The 19,849-nt window shown below is 66.9% G+C and carries 21 protein-coding genes, 2 tRNA genes and 1 pseudogene; 12 read left to right on the plus strand and 12 right to left on the minus strand.

The window, feature by feature from the left end; translation table 11 throughout:
- Nucleotides 1-40: 40 nt before the first annotated feature.
- From pepN to Q0Z66_RS00890, 4 genes are all read left to right on the plus strand, one after another.
- On the plus strand, nt 41-2,602 hold the full coding sequence (gene pepN / locus Q0Z66_RS00875; protein ID WP_298036537.1) for an aminopeptidase N: 2,562 nt from the start codon (nt 41-43) through the stop codon (nt 2,600-2,602).
- Nucleotides 2,603-2,679: 77 nt separating this feature from the next.
- Nucleotides 2,680-3,762 carry a mechanosensitive ion channel domain-containing protein gene (locus Q0Z66_RS00880; RefSeq protein ID WP_298036538.1) on the plus strand — a complete coding sequence of 361 codons (1,083 nt, stop codon included), beginning with the start codon at nt 2,680-2,682 and terminating at the stop codon, nt 3,760-3,762.
- Nucleotides 3,759-4,211, plus strand: a complete 453-nt coding sequence (locus Q0Z66_RS00885) for a globin (protein WP_298036540.1) — start codon at nt 3,759-3,761, stop codon at nt 4,209-4,211. The genes Q0Z66_RS00880 and Q0Z66_RS00885 overlap by 4 nt, the downstream gene beginning before the upstream one ends.
- Nucleotides 4,208-5,866: an FAD-binding dehydrogenase gene (locus Q0Z66_RS00890; protein ID WP_298036542.1), complete on the plus strand. Its 1,659-nt coding sequence runs from the start codon at nt 4,208-4,210 to the stop codon at nt 5,864-5,866. The genes Q0Z66_RS00885 and Q0Z66_RS00890 overlap by 4 nt, the downstream gene beginning before the upstream one ends.
- A 4-nt stretch (nt 5,867-5,870) precedes the next feature.
- Here Q0Z66_RS00890 and Q0Z66_RS00895 read toward each other — a convergent pair whose 3' ends face one another.
- Nucleotides 5,871-6,539, minus strand: coding sequence for a hypothetical protein (locus tag Q0Z66_RS00895; protein ID WP_298036544.1), 669 nt, complete (start codon nt 6,537-6,539; stop codon nt 5,871-5,873).
- Nucleotides 6,540-6,588: 49 nt separating this feature from the next.
- On the opposite strand from Q0Z66_RS00895, the gene Q0Z66_RS00900 reads away from it, so the two are divergent.
- Entirely contained in the window at nt 6,589-7,473 is an 885-nt protein-coding gene (locus Q0Z66_RS00900) for an acyl-CoA thioesterase II (RefSeq protein ID WP_298036546.1), read from the plus strand.
- Nucleotides 7,474-7,505: 32 nt separating this feature from the next.
- Here Q0Z66_RS00900 and Q0Z66_RS00905 read toward each other — a convergent pair whose 3' ends face one another.
- The 4 genes from Q0Z66_RS00905 to ssb form a co-directional block, all read right to left on the minus strand.
- Nucleotides 7,506-8,009 (minus strand): thioesterase family protein, encoded by a 504-nt coding sequence (locus Q0Z66_RS00905; RefSeq protein ID WP_298036724.1) that lies wholly within the window; start codon nt 8,007-8,009, stop codon nt 7,506-7,508.
- A gap of 7 nt (nt 8,010-8,016) precedes the next feature.
- A complete protein-coding gene (ettA, locus tag Q0Z66_RS00910) occupies nt 8,017-9,696 on the minus strand; it encodes an energy-dependent translational throttle protein EttA (protein ID WP_298036548.1) in 1,680 nt (559 codons plus the stop codon).
- A 58-nt stretch (nt 9,697-9,754) separates the two neighbouring features.
- Complete coding sequence (locus tag Q0Z66_RS00915; protein ID WP_298036551.1) at nt 9,755-10,267, minus strand: hypothetical protein; 513 nt, start codon at nt 10,265-10,267, stop codon at nt 9,755-9,757.
- Between the two features lie 88 nt (nt 10,268-10,355).
- The gene (gene ssb, locus Q0Z66_RS00920) at nt 10,356-10,865 is read right to left on the minus strand and encodes a single-stranded DNA-binding protein (RefSeq protein WP_298036553.1); all 510 of its coding nucleotides are present in this window, start codon (nt 10,863-10,865) and stop codon (nt 10,356-10,358) included.
- A 183-nt stretch (nt 10,866-11,048) separates the two neighbouring features.
- Here ssb and Q0Z66_RS00925 point away from each other — a divergent pair, with 183 nt between their 5' ends.
- A complete protein-coding gene (locus Q0Z66_RS00925) occupies nt 11,049-11,306 on the plus strand; it encodes a hypothetical protein (RefSeq protein WP_298036555.1) in 258 nt (85 codons plus the stop codon).
- Between the two features lie 3 nt (nt 11,307-11,309).
- Here Q0Z66_RS00925 and Q0Z66_RS00930 read toward each other — a convergent pair.
- Nucleotides 11,310-11,381, minus strand: a tRNA-Arg gene (locus tag Q0Z66_RS00930).
- Nucleotides 11,382-11,433: 52 nt separating this feature from the next.
- Here Q0Z66_RS00930 and orn point away from each other — a divergent pair.
- The 6 genes and pseudogenes from orn to Q0Z66_RS00960 all read left to right on the plus strand — a co-directional run bounded on the left by orn (nt 11,434) and on the right by Q0Z66_RS00960 (nt 14,164).
- Nucleotides 11,434-12,060, plus strand: a complete 627-nt coding sequence (gene orn, locus Q0Z66_RS00935; RefSeq protein ID WP_298036558.1) for an oligoribonuclease — start codon at nt 11,434-11,436, stop codon at nt 12,058-12,060.
- A gap of 36 nt (nt 12,061-12,096) precedes the next feature.
- Nucleotides 12,097-12,172, plus strand: a tRNA-His gene (locus Q0Z66_RS00940).
- A 187-nt stretch (nt 12,173-12,359) separates the two neighbouring features.
- Nucleotides 12,360-12,987, plus strand: a pseudogene (locus tag Q0Z66_RS00945) (LysE family transporter).
- 27 nt (nt 12,988-13,014) lie between these two features.
- Complete coding sequence (locus tag Q0Z66_RS00950) at nt 13,015-13,362, plus strand: metallopeptidase family protein (RefSeq protein WP_298036560.1); 348 nt, start codon at nt 13,015-13,017, stop codon at nt 13,360-13,362.
- Complete coding sequence (clpS, locus tag Q0Z66_RS00955; RefSeq protein WP_298036563.1) at nt 13,353-13,658, plus strand: ATP-dependent Clp protease adapter ClpS; 306 nt, start codon at nt 13,353-13,355, stop codon at nt 13,656-13,658. Before Q0Z66_RS00950 ends, clpS begins: the two co-directional genes overlap by 10 nt.
- Nucleotides 13,655-14,164, plus strand: coding sequence for a DUF2017 family protein (locus Q0Z66_RS00960; protein WP_298036566.1), 510 nt, complete (start codon nt 13,655-13,657; stop codon nt 14,162-14,164). Before clpS ends, Q0Z66_RS00960 begins: the two co-directional genes overlap by 4 nt.
- Here Q0Z66_RS00960 and Q0Z66_RS00965 read toward each other — a convergent pair.
- The 6 genes from Q0Z66_RS00965 to gatC form a co-directional block, all read right to left on the minus strand.
- Nucleotides 14,161-14,742, minus strand: coding sequence for a hypothetical protein (locus Q0Z66_RS00965; RefSeq protein ID WP_298036569.1), 582 nt, complete (start codon nt 14,740-14,742; stop codon nt 14,161-14,163). The two genes, Q0Z66_RS00960 and Q0Z66_RS00965, sit on opposite strands and share 4 nt — an antisense overlap.
- The gene (locus Q0Z66_RS00970) at nt 14,726-15,064 is read right to left on the minus strand and encodes a hypothetical protein (protein ID WP_298036572.1); all 339 of its coding nucleotides are present in this window, start codon (nt 15,062-15,064) and stop codon (nt 14,726-14,728) included. The genes Q0Z66_RS00965 and Q0Z66_RS00970 overlap by 17 nt, the downstream gene beginning before the upstream one ends.
- Nucleotides 15,065-15,103: 39 nt before the next feature.
- Nucleotides 15,104-16,360: a DNA polymerase IV gene (dinB, locus tag Q0Z66_RS00975; protein WP_298036575.1), complete on the minus strand. Its 1,257-nt coding sequence runs from the start codon at nt 16,358-16,360 to the stop codon at nt 15,104-15,106.
- Between the two features lie 105 nt (nt 16,361-16,465).
- Entirely contained in the window at nt 16,466-17,998 is a 1,533-nt protein-coding gene (gatB, locus tag Q0Z66_RS00980) for an Asp-tRNA(Asn)/Glu-tRNA(Gln) amidotransferase subunit GatB (protein WP_298036577.1), read from the minus strand.
- Nucleotides 17,998-19,515 (minus strand): Asp-tRNA(Asn)/Glu-tRNA(Gln) amidotransferase subunit GatA, encoded by a 1,518-nt coding sequence (gatA, locus tag Q0Z66_RS00985; RefSeq protein WP_298036580.1) that lies wholly within the window; start codon nt 19,513-19,515, stop codon nt 17,998-18,000. Before gatA ends, gatB begins: the two co-directional genes overlap by 1 nt.
- Nucleotides 19,512-19,811 carry an Asp-tRNA(Asn)/Glu-tRNA(Gln) amidotransferase subunit GatC gene (gene gatC / locus Q0Z66_RS00990; protein WP_298036584.1) on the minus strand — a complete coding sequence of 100 codons (300 nt, stop codon included), beginning with the start codon at nt 19,809-19,811 and terminating at the stop codon, nt 19,512-19,514. Before gatC ends, gatA begins: the two co-directional genes overlap by 4 nt.
- Between the last annotated feature and the right edge of the window lie 38 nt (nt 19,812-19,849).

Below are 19,849 nucleotides of genomic sequence, written 5' to 3' on the forward strand. Positions count from 1 at the left end.
CGAAACTCGGCCGCACCCCGAACCCTTGGGAGAAAAAGCTGTGCCTGGAGAGAACCTGACCCGTATCGAGGCGCAGGAGCGCCGAGCGATCGTCGACACCCAGTCGTACGAGATCTCACTCGATCTGACGAAGGGCGCCGAGGTCTTCGGATCCCGCAGCGTCGTCCGCTTCACCGCCACGCCGGGGAGCTCCACGTTCATCGATCTGATCGCGCGCGATGTGCGCGAGATCTCGCTCAACGGCGAGCTGATCGCACCGGACGAGGTCTTCGCCGACTCGCGCATCGCACTGTCCGGCCTGCAGGCCGAGAACGTGCTCGTCATCGATGCCGACTGCGAGTACACCAATACCGGTGAGGGCCTGCACCGTTTCGTCGACCCCGTCGACGGTGAGGTGTACCTCTACTCGCAGTTCGAGGTTCCGGATTCCCGTCGGGTCTTCGCGGTGTTCGAGCAGCCCGATCTGAAGGCGACGTTCCAGTTCACGGTCACCGCACCCTCGGCGTGGAAGGTCGTCTCGAACTCCCCCACCCCCGAGCCGATCGTCCATGACGACGTCGCGACGTGGGGCTTCGCGCCGACCCCGCGCATCTCGTCGTACATCACGGCGCTGGTCGCCGGCCCCTACGAGGCGACCTTCTCCGAGCTCACCAGCTCCGACGGCCGCGTGATCCCGCTCGGCGTCTACGGCCGCAAGAGCCTGTGGGAGCACCTCGACGCCGACTACATCTTCGACAAGACCCGCGAGGGCTTCGCCTACTTCGAGTCGAAGTTCGGCGTCGCGTACCCGTTCGAGAAGTACGACCAGCTCTTCGTCCCCGAGTTCAACGCCGGTGCCATGGAGAACGCGGGCGCCGTCACGTTCACCGAGACGTACGTCTTCCGCAGCAAGGTGACGGATGCTGTCAAGGAGCGCCGCGTCGTCACGATCCTGCACGAACTCGCCCACATGTGGTTCGGCGACCTCGTCACGATGAAGTGGTGGAACGACCTCTGGCTGAACGAGTCCTTCGCCGAGTGGGCGTCCACGATCGCCACTGCCGAGGCCACGGAGTGGACCGAGGCGTGGACGACGTTCAACGCGATGGAGAAGACCTGGGCCTACCGCCAGGACCAGCTCCCCTCCACGCACCCGATCGTCGCGGAGATCAATGACCTCGAAGACGTCTACGTCAACTTCGACGGCATCACCTATGCCAAGGGCGGATCGGTCCTCAAGCAGCTCGCCGCCTGGGTCGGGATCGACGCGTTCTTCGCGGGCGTCGGCCAATACTTCCAGAAGCATGCCTGGGGCAACACCGAGCTGAGCGATCTGCTCGGCGAGCTCGAGGCCACCAGCGGCCGCGATCTCACCACCTGGTCGCAGAAGTGGCTCGAGACGGCGGGCGTCAACACGCTGGCCCCGGTCATCGCCGAAGACGCGGATGGTCTGATCTCGCGTTTCGCGATCACGCAGACGGCGCCCGCCGACTACCCCACGATCCGCCCGCACCGCCTCGGCATCGGTCTCTACGATGTCATCGACGGCGCGCTCACCCGCACGCACTACGAGGAAGTCGACGTCGACGGCGATCGCACCGAGATCCCGGAGCTCCAGGGCCACAAGCGCCCCGACCTCGTTCTCCTCAACGACAAGGATCTCGCCTACGCGAAGATCCGCCTCGATGAGCGTTCGCTGGCCACCGCGATCGCGCACCTGGGCGAGATCGCCGACCCGCTGGCCCGCTCGCTCGTCTGGGGCGCAGCCTGGGATCAGACCCGCGACGCCGAGATGCCGGCATCCGCATACATCGATCTCGTGCTCGGAAACATCGGACGCGAGACCGAGTCGACGACCGTCCGCACCACGCTCGCGCAGCTGCGCACGGCGGCCAACCAGTACGTCGCGCCGGCGCAGCGCGACGCGGCCCGCGCGAAGATCGCCAACGGGCTGTGGGAGCTCGCCGAAGGCGCAGCCGCCGGCAGCGACAGCCAGCTGCAGTTCGTCACCGCCTTCGCCGCTTCGCTGACCGACGCCGAGCAGGCGGGCATCATCGGCCGTCTGCGCTCCGGCGAGGATTCCCTCCCCGGGCTCGAGATCGACACCGACCTGTCGTGGCAGCTCCTCGTGGGACTCGCCTCGATCGGTGCGACGGATGCCGCGGCGATCGAGGCCGCACTGGCCGCGGACAACACCTCCAAGGGGGCCGAGTTCGCCGCGCAATCACGTGCGGCGCTGCCGACGTCCGCCGCGAAGCAGTCCGCATGGGCCTCGTTGATCGACAGCGCCGATCTGCCGAACACGATCGTCCGTTCCTCGGCCGCTGGGTTCGTCCACCCGAACAGCACCGAGGTGCTCGGCGAGTTCGTTCCGCGCTACTTCGAGATGCTGCTTCCGGTCTGGGAATCGCGTACCTACCAGATCGCCAGCTACCTGATCGTCGGACTGTACCCGACCCCGCTGGCCAACGCTGAGCTGCGGGATGCGACCCGCGCGTGGCTCGCCGAGAACACCGACGTCGCCCCGGCGCTGCGTCGTCTCGTGAGCGAGGGACTGGCCGACGTCGAGCGCGCCCTGGCCGCCCAGGTTCGCGATGCGGAAGAGGACGAAACCCAGGACTGACCTCTTCGGCACGGAATCGAGCGGGCCTCGGACGCGGCGCACAGCCGCATCCGAGGCCCGCTCGCTAGGATCGGAGCGTGAGCACCGTCCCGTTCGAGATCGCGCCCGAGCCCCGCTCGTTCCCGCTGTGGCTGGAAGAGACCCTCGGCTCGTTCTTCCGCTGGCTGGCCGAGGCCGGTGCCAACATGGCGCACGTGCTCGCAATCCTGGTCGTGAGCGTCGTCATCGCGTTCCTCCTGCGGCTCGCGATCCGCAGGATCGTGCGGCGCATCGTCAACAGTGCCAAGGTCAAGGCGAACGTCGACGACACGCAGGCGCTCGAGCGCTCGCCCCTGGCCGATATGCGGCTCGTCCAGCGCACGCGAACACTCGGTACGATCCTGCAAAACATCGTCAATGTCGTGATCGCGATCGTCGCTCTGGTGATGATCACGACGCGGCTCGCACCCGACCTGGTCGGTTCGCTCACGCTGCTGACCGCAGCGGTCGGCGCCGGCCTCGGCTTCGGCGCGCAGAACATCGTGAAAGACGTTCTCAACGGTCTGTTCATCGTCGCGGAAGACCAGATCGGCATCGGCGACATGGTCGACATGGGTCTCGCCACGGGCGTCGTCGAGTACGTCGCCGTGCGCATCACGCACGTGCGCGATGTCAACGGCACGCTCTGGTATGTCCGCAACGGCGAGGTCACCCGCATCGGGAACATGTCCCAGGGGTGGGCGCGGGCGATCGTCGACATCGGAGTCCCGGCGAACGCGGATGTCCCCGAGGTCGAGACTGCGCTCCTCGCTGCCGCCGACAAGCTCGCCAAGGATCCGAAGTGGCGAACCCGAATCATCGAACGTCCCGAGGTCTGGGGCATGGAGTCCGTCGAGGGCGAAGCGCTGATCATCCGCGTGGTCATGAAGACGCGCGCGAACGCCATGGATGATGCCGCCAGAGAGCTGCGGATGCGGCTGAAGGGAGCGGTCGAAGGACTCGATCTCGCAGTCCCCTCTCTCGAGTCGGTGACGCCGACGGGCATCGCCGGCGCACGCCGCGTGCGCGGAGCGAACCCACCGCACACCCGTCCGAATTCGGTCACCGGCGTTCCCCCCGCACGAGGCATCTGGCGCAAGAAAGACCCGAAGCCCCCGAGCGCACCGAAGGACAATGCATGACGTTCTACGACGAGGTCGGCGGATACGCCACGTTCGAGAGGATCGTTGACGGCTTCTACCGGGAAGTGGCGCTCGATCCCGTGCTCAAGCCCATGTACCCCGAGGAGGATCTCGGTCCGGCCGCGGAGCGCTTCACGCTCTTCCTCGTCCAGTACTGGGGCGGGCCCACGACGTACGGTGAACGACGGGGTCATCCGCGGCTGCGGATGCGCCATATGCCGTTTCGCGTCGACTCGGATGCCCGCGACCGGTGGCTGCGCTGCATGCGCACCTCTCTCGACGAGATCCAGCTCTCCCCTCTGCACGATGCAACGCTCTGGGACTACCTGGATCGAGCTGCGCATGCCATGGTGAACACCATGGAGCATCCGGGCATCCGCCCGACGCCCGCGGGGCGCACCGAGCTCCCGACTCGTGAAGTCAGTCAGGATTCGACGGAGAACACATGACGCACAGGCCCCTGTCCACCGACGTTCTCGTCATCGGCTGGGGGCTGTCCGGCCTGGTCGCGGCTACGGAAGCCGTCGCCGCCGGCAGACGCGTCGTGATCGTCGATCAGGAGCCGAGGAGCAATCTCGGCGGGCAGGCGTGGTGGTCCTTCGGCGGCCTGTTCCTCATCGACTCGCCCGAGCAGCGACGCATGGGGGTCCATGATTCCCTCGAGCTCGCACAGGACGACTGGTTCGGCAACGCCGCATTCGATCGCGATGAGGACCATTGGCCCCGCGAATGGGCCGGCGCCTATCTGGATTTCGCCGCCGGTGAGAAGCGCGCCTGGCTGCGCTCCCTCGGCATCGGCTTCTTCCCTGTCGTCGGTTGGGCGGAGCGCGGCGGTTACGGCGCCATCGGCCCCGGGAACTCCGTTCCGCGATTCCACATCACCTGGGGAACCGGACCGGGCATCGTGGCGCCCTTCTCGGATGCTGTGCACCGGGGCGAGGACGATGGTGTCATCACCGTCCTGCCTCGACACCGGGTGACCGAGCTCCTGAGCGATGATGGTGCTGTGGTGGGTGCCCGTGGTGTCCGGCTCGTCGACTCCCCCGCTCCCCGCGGCGTCGAGAGCGCGCGGGAGCGCGTCGGCGACTTCGAGATCCGCGCGGGTGCGACCATCATCGCGTCGGGCGGGATCGGCGGGAACCACGACCTCGTTCGCGCAGCCTGGCCAGCACGTCTGGGAACGCCGCCCGCGCGCATGCTCTCCGGCGTTCCGTCCTATGTCGACGGATCCATGCAGGCGGTCTCCACTGCGGCGGGAGCGCACCTGGTCAACGGCGATCGCATGTGGCACTACGTGGAAGGCATCTCGAACTGGGATCCCGTCTGGCCGAGCCATGGCATCCGAATCCTGCCGGGGCCGTCCTCCCTCTGGCTCGATGCGACAGGCAAACGGCTTCCCGTTCCTCTCTACCCGGGATTCGACACGCTGGGCACGCTCGAGCATCTGCGCATCACCGGGCACGATCATTCCTGGTTCATCACGACGAGGCGGATCGTCGAGAAGGAGTTCGCCCTCTCCGGCAGCGAGCAGAACCCCGACCTGACGGGCAAGGACGTCGGCCTCCTCCTGAAGTCTCGGCTGGCGAAGGGACCGACAGGACCAGTCCAGTCGTTCCTCGACGAGGGTGAGGACTTCATCGTCGAGGACGACTTCGAAACGCTACTCCGTCAAATGGCCCGTCATGCCGGCGGTGATGTGCTCGATGTCGATCAAGTGCGCCGCGAAGTCCGCGCCCGCGATGCACAGATCACCAACGGTTTCGGTAAAGACGCGCAGATCTCAATGCTGCGCGCGACGCGGTCCTACCGGGGAGACCGCCTGATCCGCACCGCCGCTCCCCACCGACTCACAGATCCGGGCGCCGGGCCGATGATCGCGGTGAAGTTGCACATCCTCACGCGCAAGTCGCTCGGCGGGATCAAGACCGACCTCGACGGACGAGCCCGTGATGAGCATGACACCGTGATCCCCGGCCTGTTCGCTGTGGGGGAAGCCAGTGGCTTCGGAGGCGGTGGTGTGCATGGCTACCGCGCATTGGAAGGCACATTCCTCGGCGGTTGCCTGTTCTCGGGCCGCCAGGCGGGGCGCGCAGCAGCGCGCTGATGTCTCAGGATTCGCCTCCGGTCAGGCGCACCGCCGTGAGGCCCGTGGCCATCGGTCCCCTGGCCAGCACATGTCCGCGGGAGAACGCGAGCCGGTGCCAGCGTCCCGCGGACGTGACCCTCACCTGCTCCTCACCGGAGATGAAGCCGAACGCATGAGCGGCGAAGGCCACACCGCGCGGGAGACCGAGAAGATCTTCATCCGGCTCGCCCCAGATCGACGCTCGAAGGGAACGGACCGCTTCTTCCCCGGACCCGGCCCCCGCACCGCGTGCAACGGCGCTGATCCCCCATTGCGCGCGCTGCGCGACCGTGGAGGCCTCGAGATCGCCTGCGGGCTCCCAGCCCCCGCGCGGAGGCGAGATCCCCGCCCAGGAGGGCGACAAGCCGCTCTCCGGCAGCACCAGCATCCTCTTCTCGTCCTCGTCCGCCATGAGTTCATCGATCACGAGATCGCAGACCAGCTCAGGATCCGCGCGGACGATCCGCATCGCGAGGATCGTCGGGGTCTGATCGAACAGCCCCTGCGGGGCCAGTGCCGGCGCCGTCAGAGCGAGCACTCCCCCGGACGCCTGCAGCCGAATGCCCTCATCCGAGGCCTTCCGTGCTCGGCCCACGAAGGTCAGGACATCACGGGCCGTATCGGGATCGGCGAGGAGGAGGCGTGCAGACACAGGATCTAGACTACCGATGAGGCGATCATCGGTCGCAGAAAGGGCCGGCATGACCGCAGAAGCCGAGGCACGGCAATCCGTCCAGAACCTGCTCGATGTCCTCGACCTCGATGAGACCCGCGCCCGCACCACCGAAGACATCTTCACCGGCCAGTCGCAGAGCATGCCGAGCGGACGGATCTACGGCGGTCAGGTGCTCGCGCAGTCGTTGATCGCCGCCGAGCGCACCATGCCGATCGAACGCGCGGCCCATTCGATGCACGGCTATTTCCTGCGTCCCGGGGACTCGGCCCAGGGCCTCACGATCGCGGTCGACCGCGTCCACGACGGACGCTCCTTCTCGACCCGGCGTTCGCAGGCGTACCAGAACGGTGTGCCGATCTTCTCCATGATCGCCTCGTTCCAGGACGAGGCCCCCGGCGTCGAGCATGCGGCAGCCATGCCAGACGGGGTCCCCGAGCCGGAGCATATCCCCTCCGACGAGGATCTGCTGCACGACGCCCACCCGATCACTCAGCGGCTCTTCAGCGAGCGCCCGGCAGACATTCGGCACGTGGAGTCACCGCTGTACGTGACCGCTGACGGCGCGAAGCAGGCCGGCCAGATGGTCTGGATGCGCATGCGCGCCCCGATGCCGGACGACCCGCGTCTGCATCGCGCCGCTCTCGCGTTCCTCAGCGACATGACCATCCAGGAGTCGATCCTGCGCGCCCACGGCATCCCGTGGTCGACGAGGGGGCTCAAGGTCGCCAGCCTCGACCACGCGATGTGGTGGCACCGTCCGGCGCGGGTCGACGAGTGGCTGCTGTACGTTCAGGAGTCGCCGAATGCGCGCGGCGGAAGAGGCCTGTCCACCGGTCGCATCTACACGCGCGAGGGTGTTCTCGTCGCCAGCGTCGCGCAGGAGATCATGATCCGCGTCCCCACGGACTGACAGTTCTCGGCCCCGTCGTCGACGGTCCGACGTCAGCGGTGCGCGTAGGCGATCGGCCGTCCGACATACGGGCCCCATACGCGCCGCATGTCTTCCGAGACTCGCACCGGCCGACCTGTGGCCGCATCCACGAGCACGATGACGGCCGTCGAGCGCGCGTAGAGGACGCGCGCGTCGTAGGAGGGATCGTTGAAGACCTCATAGCAGACCTCGACGCTGGATCCGCCGATCTTCCCGAACCACATCTGCACTTCGAGCGGACGACGTTGGTACGGCACCGGAGCGAGGTATTCGATCTCCTGGCGGGCGATGAGCGTCAGAACGCCCTGCTCGATGCCGGACTCGATCACGGCTGTCGGCGGGGCGTCCTCTGTGTCGTCCGCTTTCCAGAAGGCCCGCACACGTGCCTCTTCGAGCAGCTTGAGCATCGACGTGTTGTTCACGTGGTTGAACGCGTCGAGGTCGCCCCAGCGCAGATGTATCGGCAGGTGGAGACGGGCATCGGCCCCGGCGGATTCCGCCGGGGCCGATGCCATGTTCTCGTCAGTCACGCGTGAGCTTGCGGTGCGTGGAACGGTGCGGGTTCGCCGCATCGGGACCGAGGCGCTCGATCTTGTTCTTCTCGTACGACTCGAAGTTGCCCTCGAACCAGTGCCACTGGGCAGGGTTCTCATCCGTGCCCTCATAGGCGAGGATGTGCGTCGCGATGCGGTCCAGGAACCAGCGGTCGTGGGTGATGACCACGGCGCAACCCGGGAACTCGAGGAGTGCGTTCTCGAGCGAGCTCAGCGTCTCGATGTCGAGGTCGTTCGTCGGCTCGTCGAGCAGCAGCAGGTTGCCGCCCTCCTTCAGCGTCAGAGCGAGGTTGAGTCGGTTGCGCTCACCACCGGAGAGGACACCGGCCTTCTTCTGCTGATCCGGGCCCTTGAATCCGAACTTCGAGACGTAGGCGCGCGAGGGGATCTCGGTCTTGCCGACCGTGATGAAGTCGAGCCCGTCGGAGACGACCTCCCAGAGGTTCTTCTCGGGGTCGATGCTCGCTCGCGACTGGTCGACGTAGCTGATCTTGACCGTCTCGCCGATCTTGAGATCGCCGCTGTCGAGCGGCTCGAGGCCGACGATGGTCTTGAAGAGCGTCGTCTTGCCGACACCGTTGGCGCCGATGATGCCGACGATGCCGTTCGGCGGCAGGCTGAAGCTCAGGCCGTCGATCAGGACGCGGTCGCCGAAGCCCTTCTTGAGGTTCTTCGCATCGATGACCACGGAGCCCAGGCGCGGGCCCGCGGGGATCTGGATCTCTTCGAAGTCCAACTTCCGAGTGCGCTCGGCCTCAGCAGCCATCTCCTCGTAACGCGCCAGACGCGCCTTGGACTTGGTCTGGCGACCCTTGGCGCTGGAGCGGACCCACTCGAGCTCGTCCTTCAGACGCTTGGAGAGCTTGGCGTCCTTCTTGCCCTGGATCTCGAGGCGCTCGGCCTTCTTCTCGAGGTAGGTCGAGTAGTTGCCCTCGTACGGGTAGAGGCGTCCGCGGTCGACCTCGGCGATCCACTCCGCGACGTTGTCGAGGAAGTACCGGTCGTGGGTGATCGCGATGACGGCACCCTTGTAGGACTTCAGATGCTGCTCGAGCCAGAGAACACTCTCGGCGTCGAGGTGGTTGGTGGGCTCGTCGAGCAGCAGCAGGTCGGGCTTCTGTAGCAGCAGCTTGGCCAGAGCGACGCGGCGCTTCTCACCACCGGAGAGGGGCGCGATCGATGCATCCGCCGGCGGGGTGCGCAGAGCATCCATCGCCTGGGCCAGCTGGGAGTCGAGGTCCCAACCGTCGGCCGCGTCGATCTCCTCCTGCAGAACGCCCATCTCAGCCAGGAGCGAATCGAAGTCCGCATCCGGGTCTGCCATGAGGGCGGAGATCTCGTTGAAGCGGTCGAGCTTGGCCTTGATCGCGACGCCGTCCTGGATGTTCTCCAGAACCGTCTTGGACTCGTCGAGCTCCGGCTCCTGCATGAGAATGCCGACCGTGAAGCCGGGCGTCAGCTTCGCCTCGCCGTTGGACGGCTGATCGAGGCCGGCCATGATCTTGAGGATCGTCGACTTTCCAGCACCGTTCGGACCGACCATGCCGATCTTCGCTCCCGGCAGGAACGACATCGTCACGTCGTCGAGGATGAGTTTCTCACCCACAGCCTTACGCGCACGAACCATCGAGTAGATGTACTCTGCCACCGAAAACCGCTCCTTAAGTAGGCGTCGAGGATCGACACTCCAGCCTACCGGCTCTGGGTCACCAGTCGATCAGTCGGGTTTTTCCGATCAGGCAGCGCCCTTCGGCGAGCTGGTCGACGACAATGGTGACCGGATCACCGGTCGAAGGGCCCACCTGACCCACGAGGCACTCCGCATTCCCCCAGCGGACGGAGAACTGCAGGCTCTCGGCGGCGTTTCCGACCGTCGATGCGTCTTCCGTGACCTGCATGGCCGCCTTGTCGAAGCCTGCCGCCACCAGAGCATCGATATAGGCGCGCCCGGAGGCGCGCTGGTCTGAGGCCCAGACCTCGGCCGTCACGGATTGGAAGAGCGGCAGGTTGTCCTGCGCGGTTCCATCGGGAACCAGCGCAGGACCCGACGGGACCGCGGTGCCCTCCGGCACGGGTGCACTGATCGTCGCCGTCGGCTCCGGATCGCCCGTGAAGCCCAGGTCCGGGAGGAGGGAGCATCCGGTCAACACGAGCGCACCGGCCAGCAGCACTCCCGCTGCTGCGGAGATGGAACGTACAGGGCGAAGTCGACGAGGCACGCTCCGATCCTACGGCGCACCCCGCCGACCGTCGCTCATGATGCGTGCGCACTCGCACTGGATTCGCCGGCTCCGTCCCGCACCGATCTCACGCCGGCAAACGCCAGTCCTCGTCGGATTCGGAATTCTCAGCGGTATCGCGGCCGTCGAGCGCGACCTCCCCACCGTGTAGCTGCGAGCTCCCAGCCATGTGTCCTGCTGGATTCGAGGCCACTTCCGCCGAAGCCCCGGCGACGACGCGCGGGGATGCCGCCACGTAGGCGCTCGCTCCCCAACGCAAGTCGTGTCCGATCGAATCGGCATCGATGTCGGCACTGATCCCGCGGCGCTCGCCGCTCTCCCACTCGCGGAGCTTGAGCTTTCCCGTGACGATCACCGGGTGCCCCTGCCGCAGGGAAGACTTCGCATGCTCGGCGAGCTGGCGGAAGGCCGACACGTTGTACCAGTTCGTCCCGGCATCGACCCATTGGCCCGACTTGTTGTCGAAACGGCGCTGCGTGCTGGCCACGCGGAAGTTCACCACGGGCACCCCGGCGCTGGTGGTGTTCCGATTCGGATCGGCTGCAACACGCCCGAGAATCGTGACGCTGTCATTCATTTCGCTCTCCTTCGATCGTCCGGGACCCTGCCCGGATGCCTCCCAGAATGCGTTCCCGCCGGGTGACGCCATCGCCCAGAACCCGGGACATGTGCGCAAAGGCCCCGGCGCAGGGAATCGTGCAGAACGGGTGTCGGCGCAATGTCGGAAGCCCGTCCTACGGTCGTTGCGAACGGAGGAGCCATGACCAGCGCATTGAGAACACCATCACTCCAGCCGAACATCGACTCCCCGCGAGAGCATCTGGTCCGAGCATCCGATCGGCTCTGGCGGGTCGTCGAGAATGGCACCGAACGCATCATCGGGCACCTGCGCGTGATGTCCGCCGATGAGGGTCTTCGATATCGCGCGGAACGGCTGCACCGTCCGACCTCGACGTTCCGTCCCGTCGGCGACTTCTGGCGCGCAGACGACGCTGTGCAGTCGCTGCGCAATGGATGACTGTGCCCCCGGCAGGATTCGAACCTGCGACCGACGGATTAGAAGGCCGTTGCTCTTCCGCTGAGCTACGGAGGCGGACCTCTCTACGCTACCAGGGCGATGTCCCTGCCCTCGATAGAATGACCCCATGGTATCTGCGTCCGAGAACGACCGCCTTGTCTGGATCGATTGCGAGATGACGGGACTCGACCTCGCCGTCGATGAACTCGTCGAGATCGCCGTCGTCATCACCGATTTCGAACTCCGACCGGTCGACACGGGGTTCCAGGTCGTCATCAAGCCCAGCGACTCCGCTCTGGCGAATATGAACGACTTCGTGACGAACATGCACGAGACCTCCGGGCTCATCGAAGAGATCCCGAACGGCGTCTCGCTTGCCGAGGCCGAGACGCAGACGCTCGCGTACATCCGGCGGTTCGTGCCGCAGGAGCGCAAGGCTCCGCTCGCCGGCAACACGATCGGCACCGACCGCATGTTCCTCGCGAAATACATGCCGCAGATCGACCAGTACCTGCACTACCGCAACGTCGACGTCTCCAGTGTGAAGGAGCTCTCCCGCCGCTGGTACCCGCGGGTCTTCTTCCAAGCCCCCGCGAAGAACGGCGGACACCGCGCACTGGCTGACATCCTTGAATCGATCCGTGAGCTCCGCTACTACCGAGAAGCGGTGTTCGTGGCCGATCCCGGACCCACCAGCGACGAGGCTCGGGCCATTTCGGAGCGCGCTGTGTCAAAGTTCACCTCAGACATGTAATACACTTATGGAGTTGCCTGCTTCGGCGGGAACATGGTGGCTATAGCTCAGTTGGTAGAGCACCGCGTTGTGGTCGCGGGGGTCGCGGGTTCAAGTCCCGTTAGCCACCCCAGAGAGATCCCCCGCCTGTATGCAGGTGGGGGATCTTTGCATGTGAGCCACTGTTCGGCAGAGAGCCCGGCACGCCCGGCCGTCGAGGCATGATCCATCCGCCGTCGACCGTGATCGGTCCGTGTCTCGGCAGCGGTGGCTCCTGCCGAGCGACGACATACAGCATGGGCAATCCATAGAATCGCTCTGTGACCCTGACCGCTTGGCTCTCCGTGCTGGGGGCATCCGTCGTGATCAGCTTCACGCCCGGCGCCGGTGCGATCAACACCATGTCGAATGCGCTTGCTCAGGGGTGGCGCCGTTCCGTCTGGGGGATCATCGGGCAGCAGATCGCTCTGATCGTGCACGTCATCATCGTCGCCGCAGGTGTGGGGCTGATCGTCTCCCGCTCCCCCCGTGCTGTTCAACGGCATCCGCTGCGCGGGCGCGGCCTATCTCGTCTTCCTCGGCATCCGAATGATCCTCAGTCGCGTTCCCGAGCCGGCTGCCGACGATGGCCCGCTGCCGACACGCGAAGGGCGCCTATCGATGATCCGGCGCGGATTCTGGGTGAACGTGCTGAATCCGAAGGCCATCGTCTTATTCCTGGCCTTCGTGCCGCAGTTCATCCGCCTCGATCAGCCGGCTCTCCCCCAGTATCTGATCCTCATCGGGACGGTCATCGTCGTCGATGTGATCGTGATGTGGGGCTTCTTCGCGACGGCGGCCCGCCCGTTCCGCCGTCTGACCCGCACCCGCACGGGGGTGCGCACGCTCAACGCGCTCTTCGGAGCGCTCTTTCTCGGCCTCGCCATACTCCTGCTCGTCGTCCACTGACGGCTCCGGCCCCATAGGCTGGACACGATGGAGATGGATGCCACGGCCTTCGAGGAACTCGTCATCGACGAGCTCGATCAGCTGCCGGATGAGATGGTCGACGGACTCGACAATGTCGTGTTCGTCGTCGAGGACCGCCCGGAGGACGGCAGTCTCGACCTGCTGGGCCTGTACGACGGCCTCGCGCTGACCGAGCGCGGCCATTACGGCATGGGCGATCTTCCCGATCGCATCATCATCTACCGTGAACCGCACCTCGCCCAGTGCGATGACGAACAGGAGCTGCGCGATGAGGTCCACACGACTCTGGTGCACGAGATCGCGCACTTCTACGGCATCGATGATGACCGGCTGCATGAGATGGGATGGGCGTGATGAGCATGTCGAGTCCGGCTCCCGACCTCGATGAAGACGTCGATCTGCAGGCCGCGCCGCTGGTGCCCTGGCAGGTCGTCGTCTGGAACGATCCCGTGAATCTCATGAGCTACGTCGTGCGCGTCTTCCGCACGTACTTCGGATACTCGAAGGAGCACGCGACGCAACTGATGCTCGCCGTCCACCACGACGGACATGCGATCGTCGCGACCGGGCCCCGGGAGACGATGGAGGTGCACGCCCAGGCGATGCACGATTACGGACTGTGGGCGACCGTGCGGAAGGCGGATGCATGATGGAGCGCATGATCCGCCTCGAGATGGCGCACATCGAGGCCGTGAACCTGCGCCGGCTCGTCGAGGACCTCACCGGGCTCCTCGCCGTCGACGATCCGACGGACCCAGCACTCGCCCGGCTGACGCCGAGCGCCTACCCGGGTGACGAGCACGCCTCCGCGGAGTTCGCTGCGCTCACCCGCACAGATCTCCTGGGGCGTCGGGCCACGGATGCCCGGGCGATGCTCGACGGGCTCGCCCCCGTGGCGGATCTCGACGACGAAGCCGATGCGATGGCTCAGGTCACGGTGGACATCACCGCGGCGCACGTCGACTCCTGGTTGCGCACACTCGCAGCGCTGCGGGTGATCATCGCGGACCGTCTCGGCGTGATCGACGACGACGACCATGATGACGACGACGATCGATTCGGGGTCTACGACTGGTTGGGCTTCCGCCTGGATTCCCTGGTCGCGCTCGCCGATGCGCTCGATGAGTACGCGGAGGATCCGCCCACCGACGACTAGGGCAGAACGACCGTCACGTCGGCGAGGCTGCGTGGATCATCGCGCGCGATGTGCTTGTCCTCCTGCGTCGCCCATCGATCCCAGTGAGGACGGAATCCATCGCCATCCCGCTCGAGGGCACGGCGCTTGCGCGACGTTTCCGGAGATTCGACCCAGACGCGCACATCGGCGATCCGCGCAGATGCCGGGGTGAGGACGCCGCACCCCTCGACGATGAGCCCGAGCGCAGGACTCACCGCGTGCGCCTCTGCTTCGCTCTGATCGTTCCAGTCCCAGCGGCGCCACGTGCTCAGCAGGCCCCGCGCATGCGGACGCAGCACATCGTGCAGAGCCTTCTCGGCGCCGGCATCCATGCCGTCCCAACCGGGATAGATCGAATCCAGCGCCACGAGCTGCGGCCGCGCTGAAAGCGGCCAGTTCGCGGTGAGCATCCGAGAAAGCGTCGTCTTCCCCGCCCCCGATCTGCCATCGATCAGCACGACCGGATTGGATGCTTCAACCGCCACCACGGCGTCCAGAACCGCGGCGGTGCCGCGCTGGAGCGCCAGGGCGAACGGATCGTTACTTCTTGAGCGCACGGATGACGCGAGCCAGCGCGCGACCGGCGACGCAGACGAAAGGAATCGCTACGGCCAGAAGCGTGACGATGTTCGGTTCGAACCGCAGCCCCTCTTCTCGGCGCACGTATACGCCCAGCGGAACGGATACGCCCCCGCCAGTTCCGCCCTCTCCGCTGCCGCCTTCGGCGCTCTCCGCGCCTCCCGCACCGCCGGCGAAGCCGGACATGGTCAGCGCGACGGGCGTGATGCTCACGCCGTCGACGTCCTGGGTTTCACCGTACGCGCTCTTCACTCCGAAGGAGGCTGCTTGCTTTCCGAGTTCCACTGCGATGTTCGGCATGAGTCCACGTTATCCCAGGAACTCGCGCGCTGTGCGGGTTCACTCCAGACCATGGGATTTCGGATGCTTCGGCGCTCCGCGCCCCTCGCCACGGCCGAGGTGCCTGGCGCGCGTGATCGTCGCAGACCCGAAGCGCGCCCGGGCATCGTCGAGCGCGCCCTCAACCTTGCGCCAGTGCTCATCATCGTCCCACAGCGCGAACGCCGCCCCTCCCGCGGGGCGCAGCTTCTCGGCCCGGACGCCGATGAGGCGCACCGGATCGCGCCGGCCAATGGTCTCGAAAAGCGCCTGTGCGGCCTCTCCCATGCGCTGTCCGACCGAGGTCGGCTCGGGCAGCGTCTGGGAGCGGCTCAGCGTGGTGAAGTCGTCGAAGCGCACCTTGATCGCGACGGACGCGCACTCCCAACCGGCCTTGCGCAGGCGCGCAGCCACGCGATCGGCGAGCCGCAGCAGTTCGGCATGAAGCGTCTCGCGGTCGGTGATGTCGACGTCGAACGTCTCCTCGTGGCCGATGCTCTTCTCCACTCGGTCCGTATCGACGGCGCGATGATCGACTCCGCGCGACAGCGCGGCGATCCGCGCCCCGAGCGCCGGGCCGACCGCGCGATCGAGCATATCCTGAGGCGCTTCCCGGATGTCGCCGATCGTTCGAATGCCCCGTGCTTCCAGCGCATCCGCCGCCTTCGGGCCCACACCCCACATCGCACGCACCGATCGAGGCGAAAGGAACTCGATGGTCTGGGACTCGGGGATGATCAGCATCCCGTCGGGTTTGCAGAGCGTCGACGCCATCTTCGCGACGTGCTTGGTCGCTGCGACGCCGACGCTGCAGGTGATCCCCACTTCGGACTCCACCCGTGCCCGCACAAGGCGTGCGATCTCCCCCGGACTCCCCCACAGCCGTCGCACACCCCGCACATCGAGGAATGCCTCATCAACCGACAGCGGCTCGACAAGTGGAGTGATCGATTCGAAGACCCCCATGACCTGCCGTGACACCGCTTGATAGCGCTCGAAGTGCGGCGGGACGATCCGTGCGGACGGGCACAGTCTGACCGCCTGGGCCACCGGCATCGCCGCGCGCACACCGTATCGCCGCGCCTCGTAGGAGGCGCTCGAGACCACGGAGCGACCATCCGGTGCGCCGATGATCAGAGGCAGGCCGGCGAGCGACGGATCGTGCATGACCTCGACGGCCGCGTAGAAGGCATCCATGTCGACGTGCAGGATGCGGGTACCCGAATCGTCGGCCCCGTCCGGGGATACGACCCTGCCTCGTCCGTCACCGCGCCCCATGCTTCCATTCTCCCCGAATCCTCCGACATCGACGCCGGCCCGCCGGACGCACGGATGCCGGACCGATCACGAGGATCGGCCCGGCAACCGGACGTGGAGTCGCTGTTACTGCGCGGCGCGCTCCAGGATCAGTTCCCGCACGCGTGCGGCGTCGGCCTGACCCTTCATCGCCTTCATGACGGCGCCGATGACGGCGCCCGCGGCCTGAACCTTGCCGTCCTTGATCTTCGCCAAGACGTCGGGCTGCGCGGCGAGTGCCTCATCGATCGCCGCGATGAGCGCGCCGTCGTCCGAGACGACCGCGAGACCGCGGGCGTCCACGACCTCCTGCGGGGTGCCCTCGCCGGCGATGACGCCCTCGAGCACCTGACGGGCGAGCTTGTCGTTCAGCGTTCCGGCATCGACGAGCTGCTGGAGAGCGGCGACGGATGCCGGCGAGATGAGCTCGACGGCGGACTTGTCCTGCGCATTGGCCTGGCGGGTGATCTCACCCGTCCACCACTTGCGTGCGGCGGCCGGGGTCGTACCGGCGGCGATGGTCGCCTCGACGACGTCGACCAGGTCGCTGTTGCGCACGTCCTGGTACTCGAGGTCGGTGAAGCCCCACTCGGCCTTCAAACGGCGACGGCGCGCGACGGGCTGCTCGGGCAGCGCTGCCCGGAGCTCCTCGATGAGCTCGGCGGCCGGCTGCACGGGCAGCAGGTCGGGCTCCGGGAAGTAGCGGTAGTCGTCGGCATCCGACTTCGGACGGCCCGGCGAGGTCGTGCCGGTGTCCTCGTGCCAGTGACGGGTCTCCTGGATGATCGTGCCGCCATCGGCGAGGATCTGCGCCTGGCGCTGGATCTCGTGACGCACGGCGCGCTCGACCGAGCGCATCGAGTTGACGTTCTTCGTCTCGGTGCGGGTTCCCAGCGGCGCGGGCTCCTCGCCATCGGCGACGCGCGGGCGCAGCGAGACGTTCGCGTCGCAGCGCAGGTTGCCGCGCTCGAGACGGGCCTCTGAGATGCCGAGGCTGCGCACGATGTCGCGGATCGTCGAGACGTAGGCCTTCGCGACCTCGGGGGCGCGGTGGTCCGTGCCGAAGATCGTCTTGGTGACGATCTCCACCAGCGGCACGCCGGCGCGGTTGTAGTCGACCAGCGAGTACTCGGCGCCCTGGATGCGACCGGTCGCACCACCCATGTGGGTGAGCTTTCCGGCGTCCTCCTCCATGTGCGCGCGCTCGATCGGCACGGTGACGAGCGTGCCGTCCTCGAGCTCGACGACGACTTCACCCTCGTAGGCGATCGGCTCGTCGTACTGCGAGATCTGGTAGTTCTTGCCGAGGTCCGGGTAGAAGTAGTTCTTGCGCGCGAAGCGGCTCGACTCGGCGATCGAGCAGCCGAGCGCGAGGCCGAGGCTGATCGAGGAGCGGATCGCCGTGGCGTTCACCGTGGGCATGGCGCCGGGCAGGCCCATGTCGACCGGGGCGATGAGCGTGTTCGGCTCCGCCGCGTGGTACTTCTCGTTCGCCGGGTTCGGGGCGCCCGAGAACATCTTGGTCTCGGTGTTCAGCTCGACGTGCACCTCGAAGCCGAGCACGGGCTCGAACATCTCGAGCGCCTTGTCGAAGTCCATGAGCTTGGCTGCGGCGGCCATCAGTTCTTTCCTCCTGCGAGCTGCGGTGCGCGGGTGAGCAGGGGGGCTCCCCACGAGTCGACGAGTGCGGTCTCGAGCGCGGCGCCCACGCGGTACAGGCGGGCGTCCTCGCGCGCCGGCGCGAGGAATTGGATGCCGACGGGCAGACCGTCGTCCTCGGCCAGGCCGGACGGGATCGAGATGCCGGGGACGCCGGCGAGGTTCGCCGGAATCGTCGTCAGGTCGTTCAGGTACATCTGCAGCGGGTCGCCGATGCGCTCGCCGAGCTTGAAGGCGGTGGTCGGTGCCGTCGGCGTCGCGATGACGTCGACCTGGGAGAACGCCTGATCGAAGTCCTGCTGGATGAGGGTGCGGACCTTCTGCGCGCTGCCGTAGTAGGCGTCGTAGTAGCCGGCCGAGAGCGCGTAGGTGCCGAGGATGATGCGGCGCTTGACCTCGTCGCCGAAACCGGCCTCGCGGGTCGCCGACATGACGTCCTCGACCGTCGCGCCGCCCTCAGGGGTCACGCGCATGCCGAAGCGCACGGAATCGAACTTCGCCAGGTTGCTGGAAGCCTCGGCAGGCAGGATCAGGTAGTAGGCGGCCACACCGTACTCGAAGTGCGGGGTCGAGATCTCGACGATCTCTGCGCCCTGCTGCTCCATGAGGGCGAGCGAGGCGCGGAAGGATGCCGCGACGCCGGGCTGGAATCCGGAATCGGGCAGCTCCTTGATGACGCCGACCTTCAGGCCCTTGAGCACGTCGCCGCGGGCGCCCTCGCGAGCGGCCTCGGCGAACGACGGCCAGGCGTCGGTCAGCGAGGTGGAGTCGTTCGCGTCATGGCCGCCGATGACATCGTGCAGGAGCCCCGAGTCGAGCACCGTACGGGTGACGGGGCCCACCTGGTCGAGGCTGGACGCCAGCGCGATCGAGCCGTAGCGGCTCACCGAGCCGTAGGTGGGCTTGACGCCGACCGTGCCGGTGACGTGGGCGGGCTGGCGGATCGATCCGCCGGTGTCCGAGCCGAGTGCGAGCGGCGCTTCGAAAGCGGCCACCGCGGCCGCCGAGCCTCCACCGGAACCGCCGGGGATCCGATCGAGGTCCCACGGGTTGCGGGTCGGTCCGTAGGCGGAGTGCTCCGTGGAGGAGCCCATCGCGAACTCGTCCATGTTCGTCTTGCCGAGCGCGATGAGGCCGGCCGCACGGGCACGGGCCACGACGGTCGCGTCGTAGGGCGACATGTAGCCCTCGAGGATCTTGGAACCGCTGGTGGTCGGCTGGTCCTTGGTGACCAGCACGTCCTTGATGGCCAGCGGGACACCGGCCAGCGGGTGCAGCTGCTCCCCCGCGGCACGGGAGGCGTCGACGGCATCCGCCGCGGCGATCGCGCCCTCGTTGATGTGCAGGAAGGCGTGGACGTCGCCGTCGACGGCGGCGATGCGGTCGAGGTGGGCCTGGGTGGCCTCGCGGCTGGAGAGCTCTCCGGCGTTCAGCTTGTCGGCGAGCTCGGCCGCGGTGAGGCGGATGATGTCGGTCACTGCTCTTCTCCCAGGATCGCGGTCACGCGGAAACGGCCATCCGCGGCATCCGGTGCGTTCTGCAGCACCTGCTCATGCGTCAACGTCTCACCGACCACATCGGGACGGAAGACGTTCGCGAGCGGAATCGGGTGGCTCGTCGCGGCGACATCGGCCGTTGCGACCTCCGCGACCTTCGCGATGTTGTCGACGATGGCATCGAGCTGGCCCGTGAGCCGCGTCACCTCGTCGTCGTTCAGCTGGATACGCGCGAGCACGCCGAGATGGCGCACAAGATCAGGGGTGATTTCAGACACCACAACAGTCTAGAGCGCGCAGTGCGCAGTCACCGGTC

Source organism: uncultured Microbacterium sp. (genome assembly GCF_947632095.1).
GTDB lineage: Bacteria > Actinomycetota > Actinomycetes > Actinomycetales > Microbacteriaceae > Microbacterium.

Excerpts from the sequence above, each read along its gene's own strand:
- Q0Z66_RS00885 (WP_298036540.1), top strand. The coding sequence starts at position 3,759 with ATGACGTTCTACGACGAGGTCGGCGGATACGCCACGTTCGAGAGGATC.
- Q0Z66_RS00890 (WP_298036542.1), top strand. The coding sequence starts at position 4,208 with ATGACGCACAGGCCCCTGTCCACCGACGTTCTCGTCATCGGCTGGGGG.
- Q0Z66_RS00900 (WP_298036546.1), top strand. The coding sequence starts at position 6,589 with ATGACCGCAGAAGCCGAGGCACGGCAATCCGTCCAGAACCTGCTCGAT.
- Q0Z66_RS00905 (WP_298036724.1), bottom strand. The coding sequence starts at position 8,009 with ATGGCATCGGCCCCGGCGGAATCCGCCGGGGCCGATGCCCGTCTCCAC.
- ssb (WP_298036553.1), bottom strand. The coding sequence starts at position 10,865 with ATGAATGACAGCGTCACGATTCTCGGGCGTGTTGCAGCCGATCCGAAT.
- Q0Z66_RS00925 (WP_298036555.1), top strand. The coding sequence starts at position 11,049 with ATGACCAGCGCATTGAGAACACCATCACTCCAGCCGAACATCGACTCC.
- orn (WP_298036558.1), top strand. The coding sequence starts at position 11,434 with ATGGTATCTGCGTCCGAGAACGACCGCCTTGTCTGGATCGATTGCGAG.
- Q0Z66_RS00950 (WP_298036560.1), top strand. The coding sequence starts at position 13,015 with ATGGAGATGGATGCCACGGCCTTCGAGGAACTCGTCATCGACGAGCTC.
- clpS (WP_298036563.1), top strand. The coding sequence starts at position 13,353 with ATGGGCGTGATGAGCATGTCGAGTCCGGCTCCCGACCTCGATGAAGAC.
- Q0Z66_RS00960 (WP_298036566.1), top strand. The coding sequence starts at position 13,655 with ATGATGGAGCGCATGATCCGCCTCGAGATGGCGCACATCGAGGCCGTG.
- Q0Z66_RS00970 (WP_298036572.1), bottom strand. The coding sequence starts at position 15,064 with ATGCCGAACATCGCAGTGGAACTCGGAAAGCAAGCAGCCTCCTTCGGA.
- dinB (WP_298036575.1), bottom strand. The coding sequence starts at position 16,360 with ATGGGGCGCGGTGACGGACGAGGCAGGGTCGTATCCCCGGACGGGGCC.
- gatB (WP_298036577.1), bottom strand. The coding sequence starts at position 17,998 with ATGGCCGCCGCAGCCAAGCTCATGGACTTCGACAAGGCGCTCGAGATG.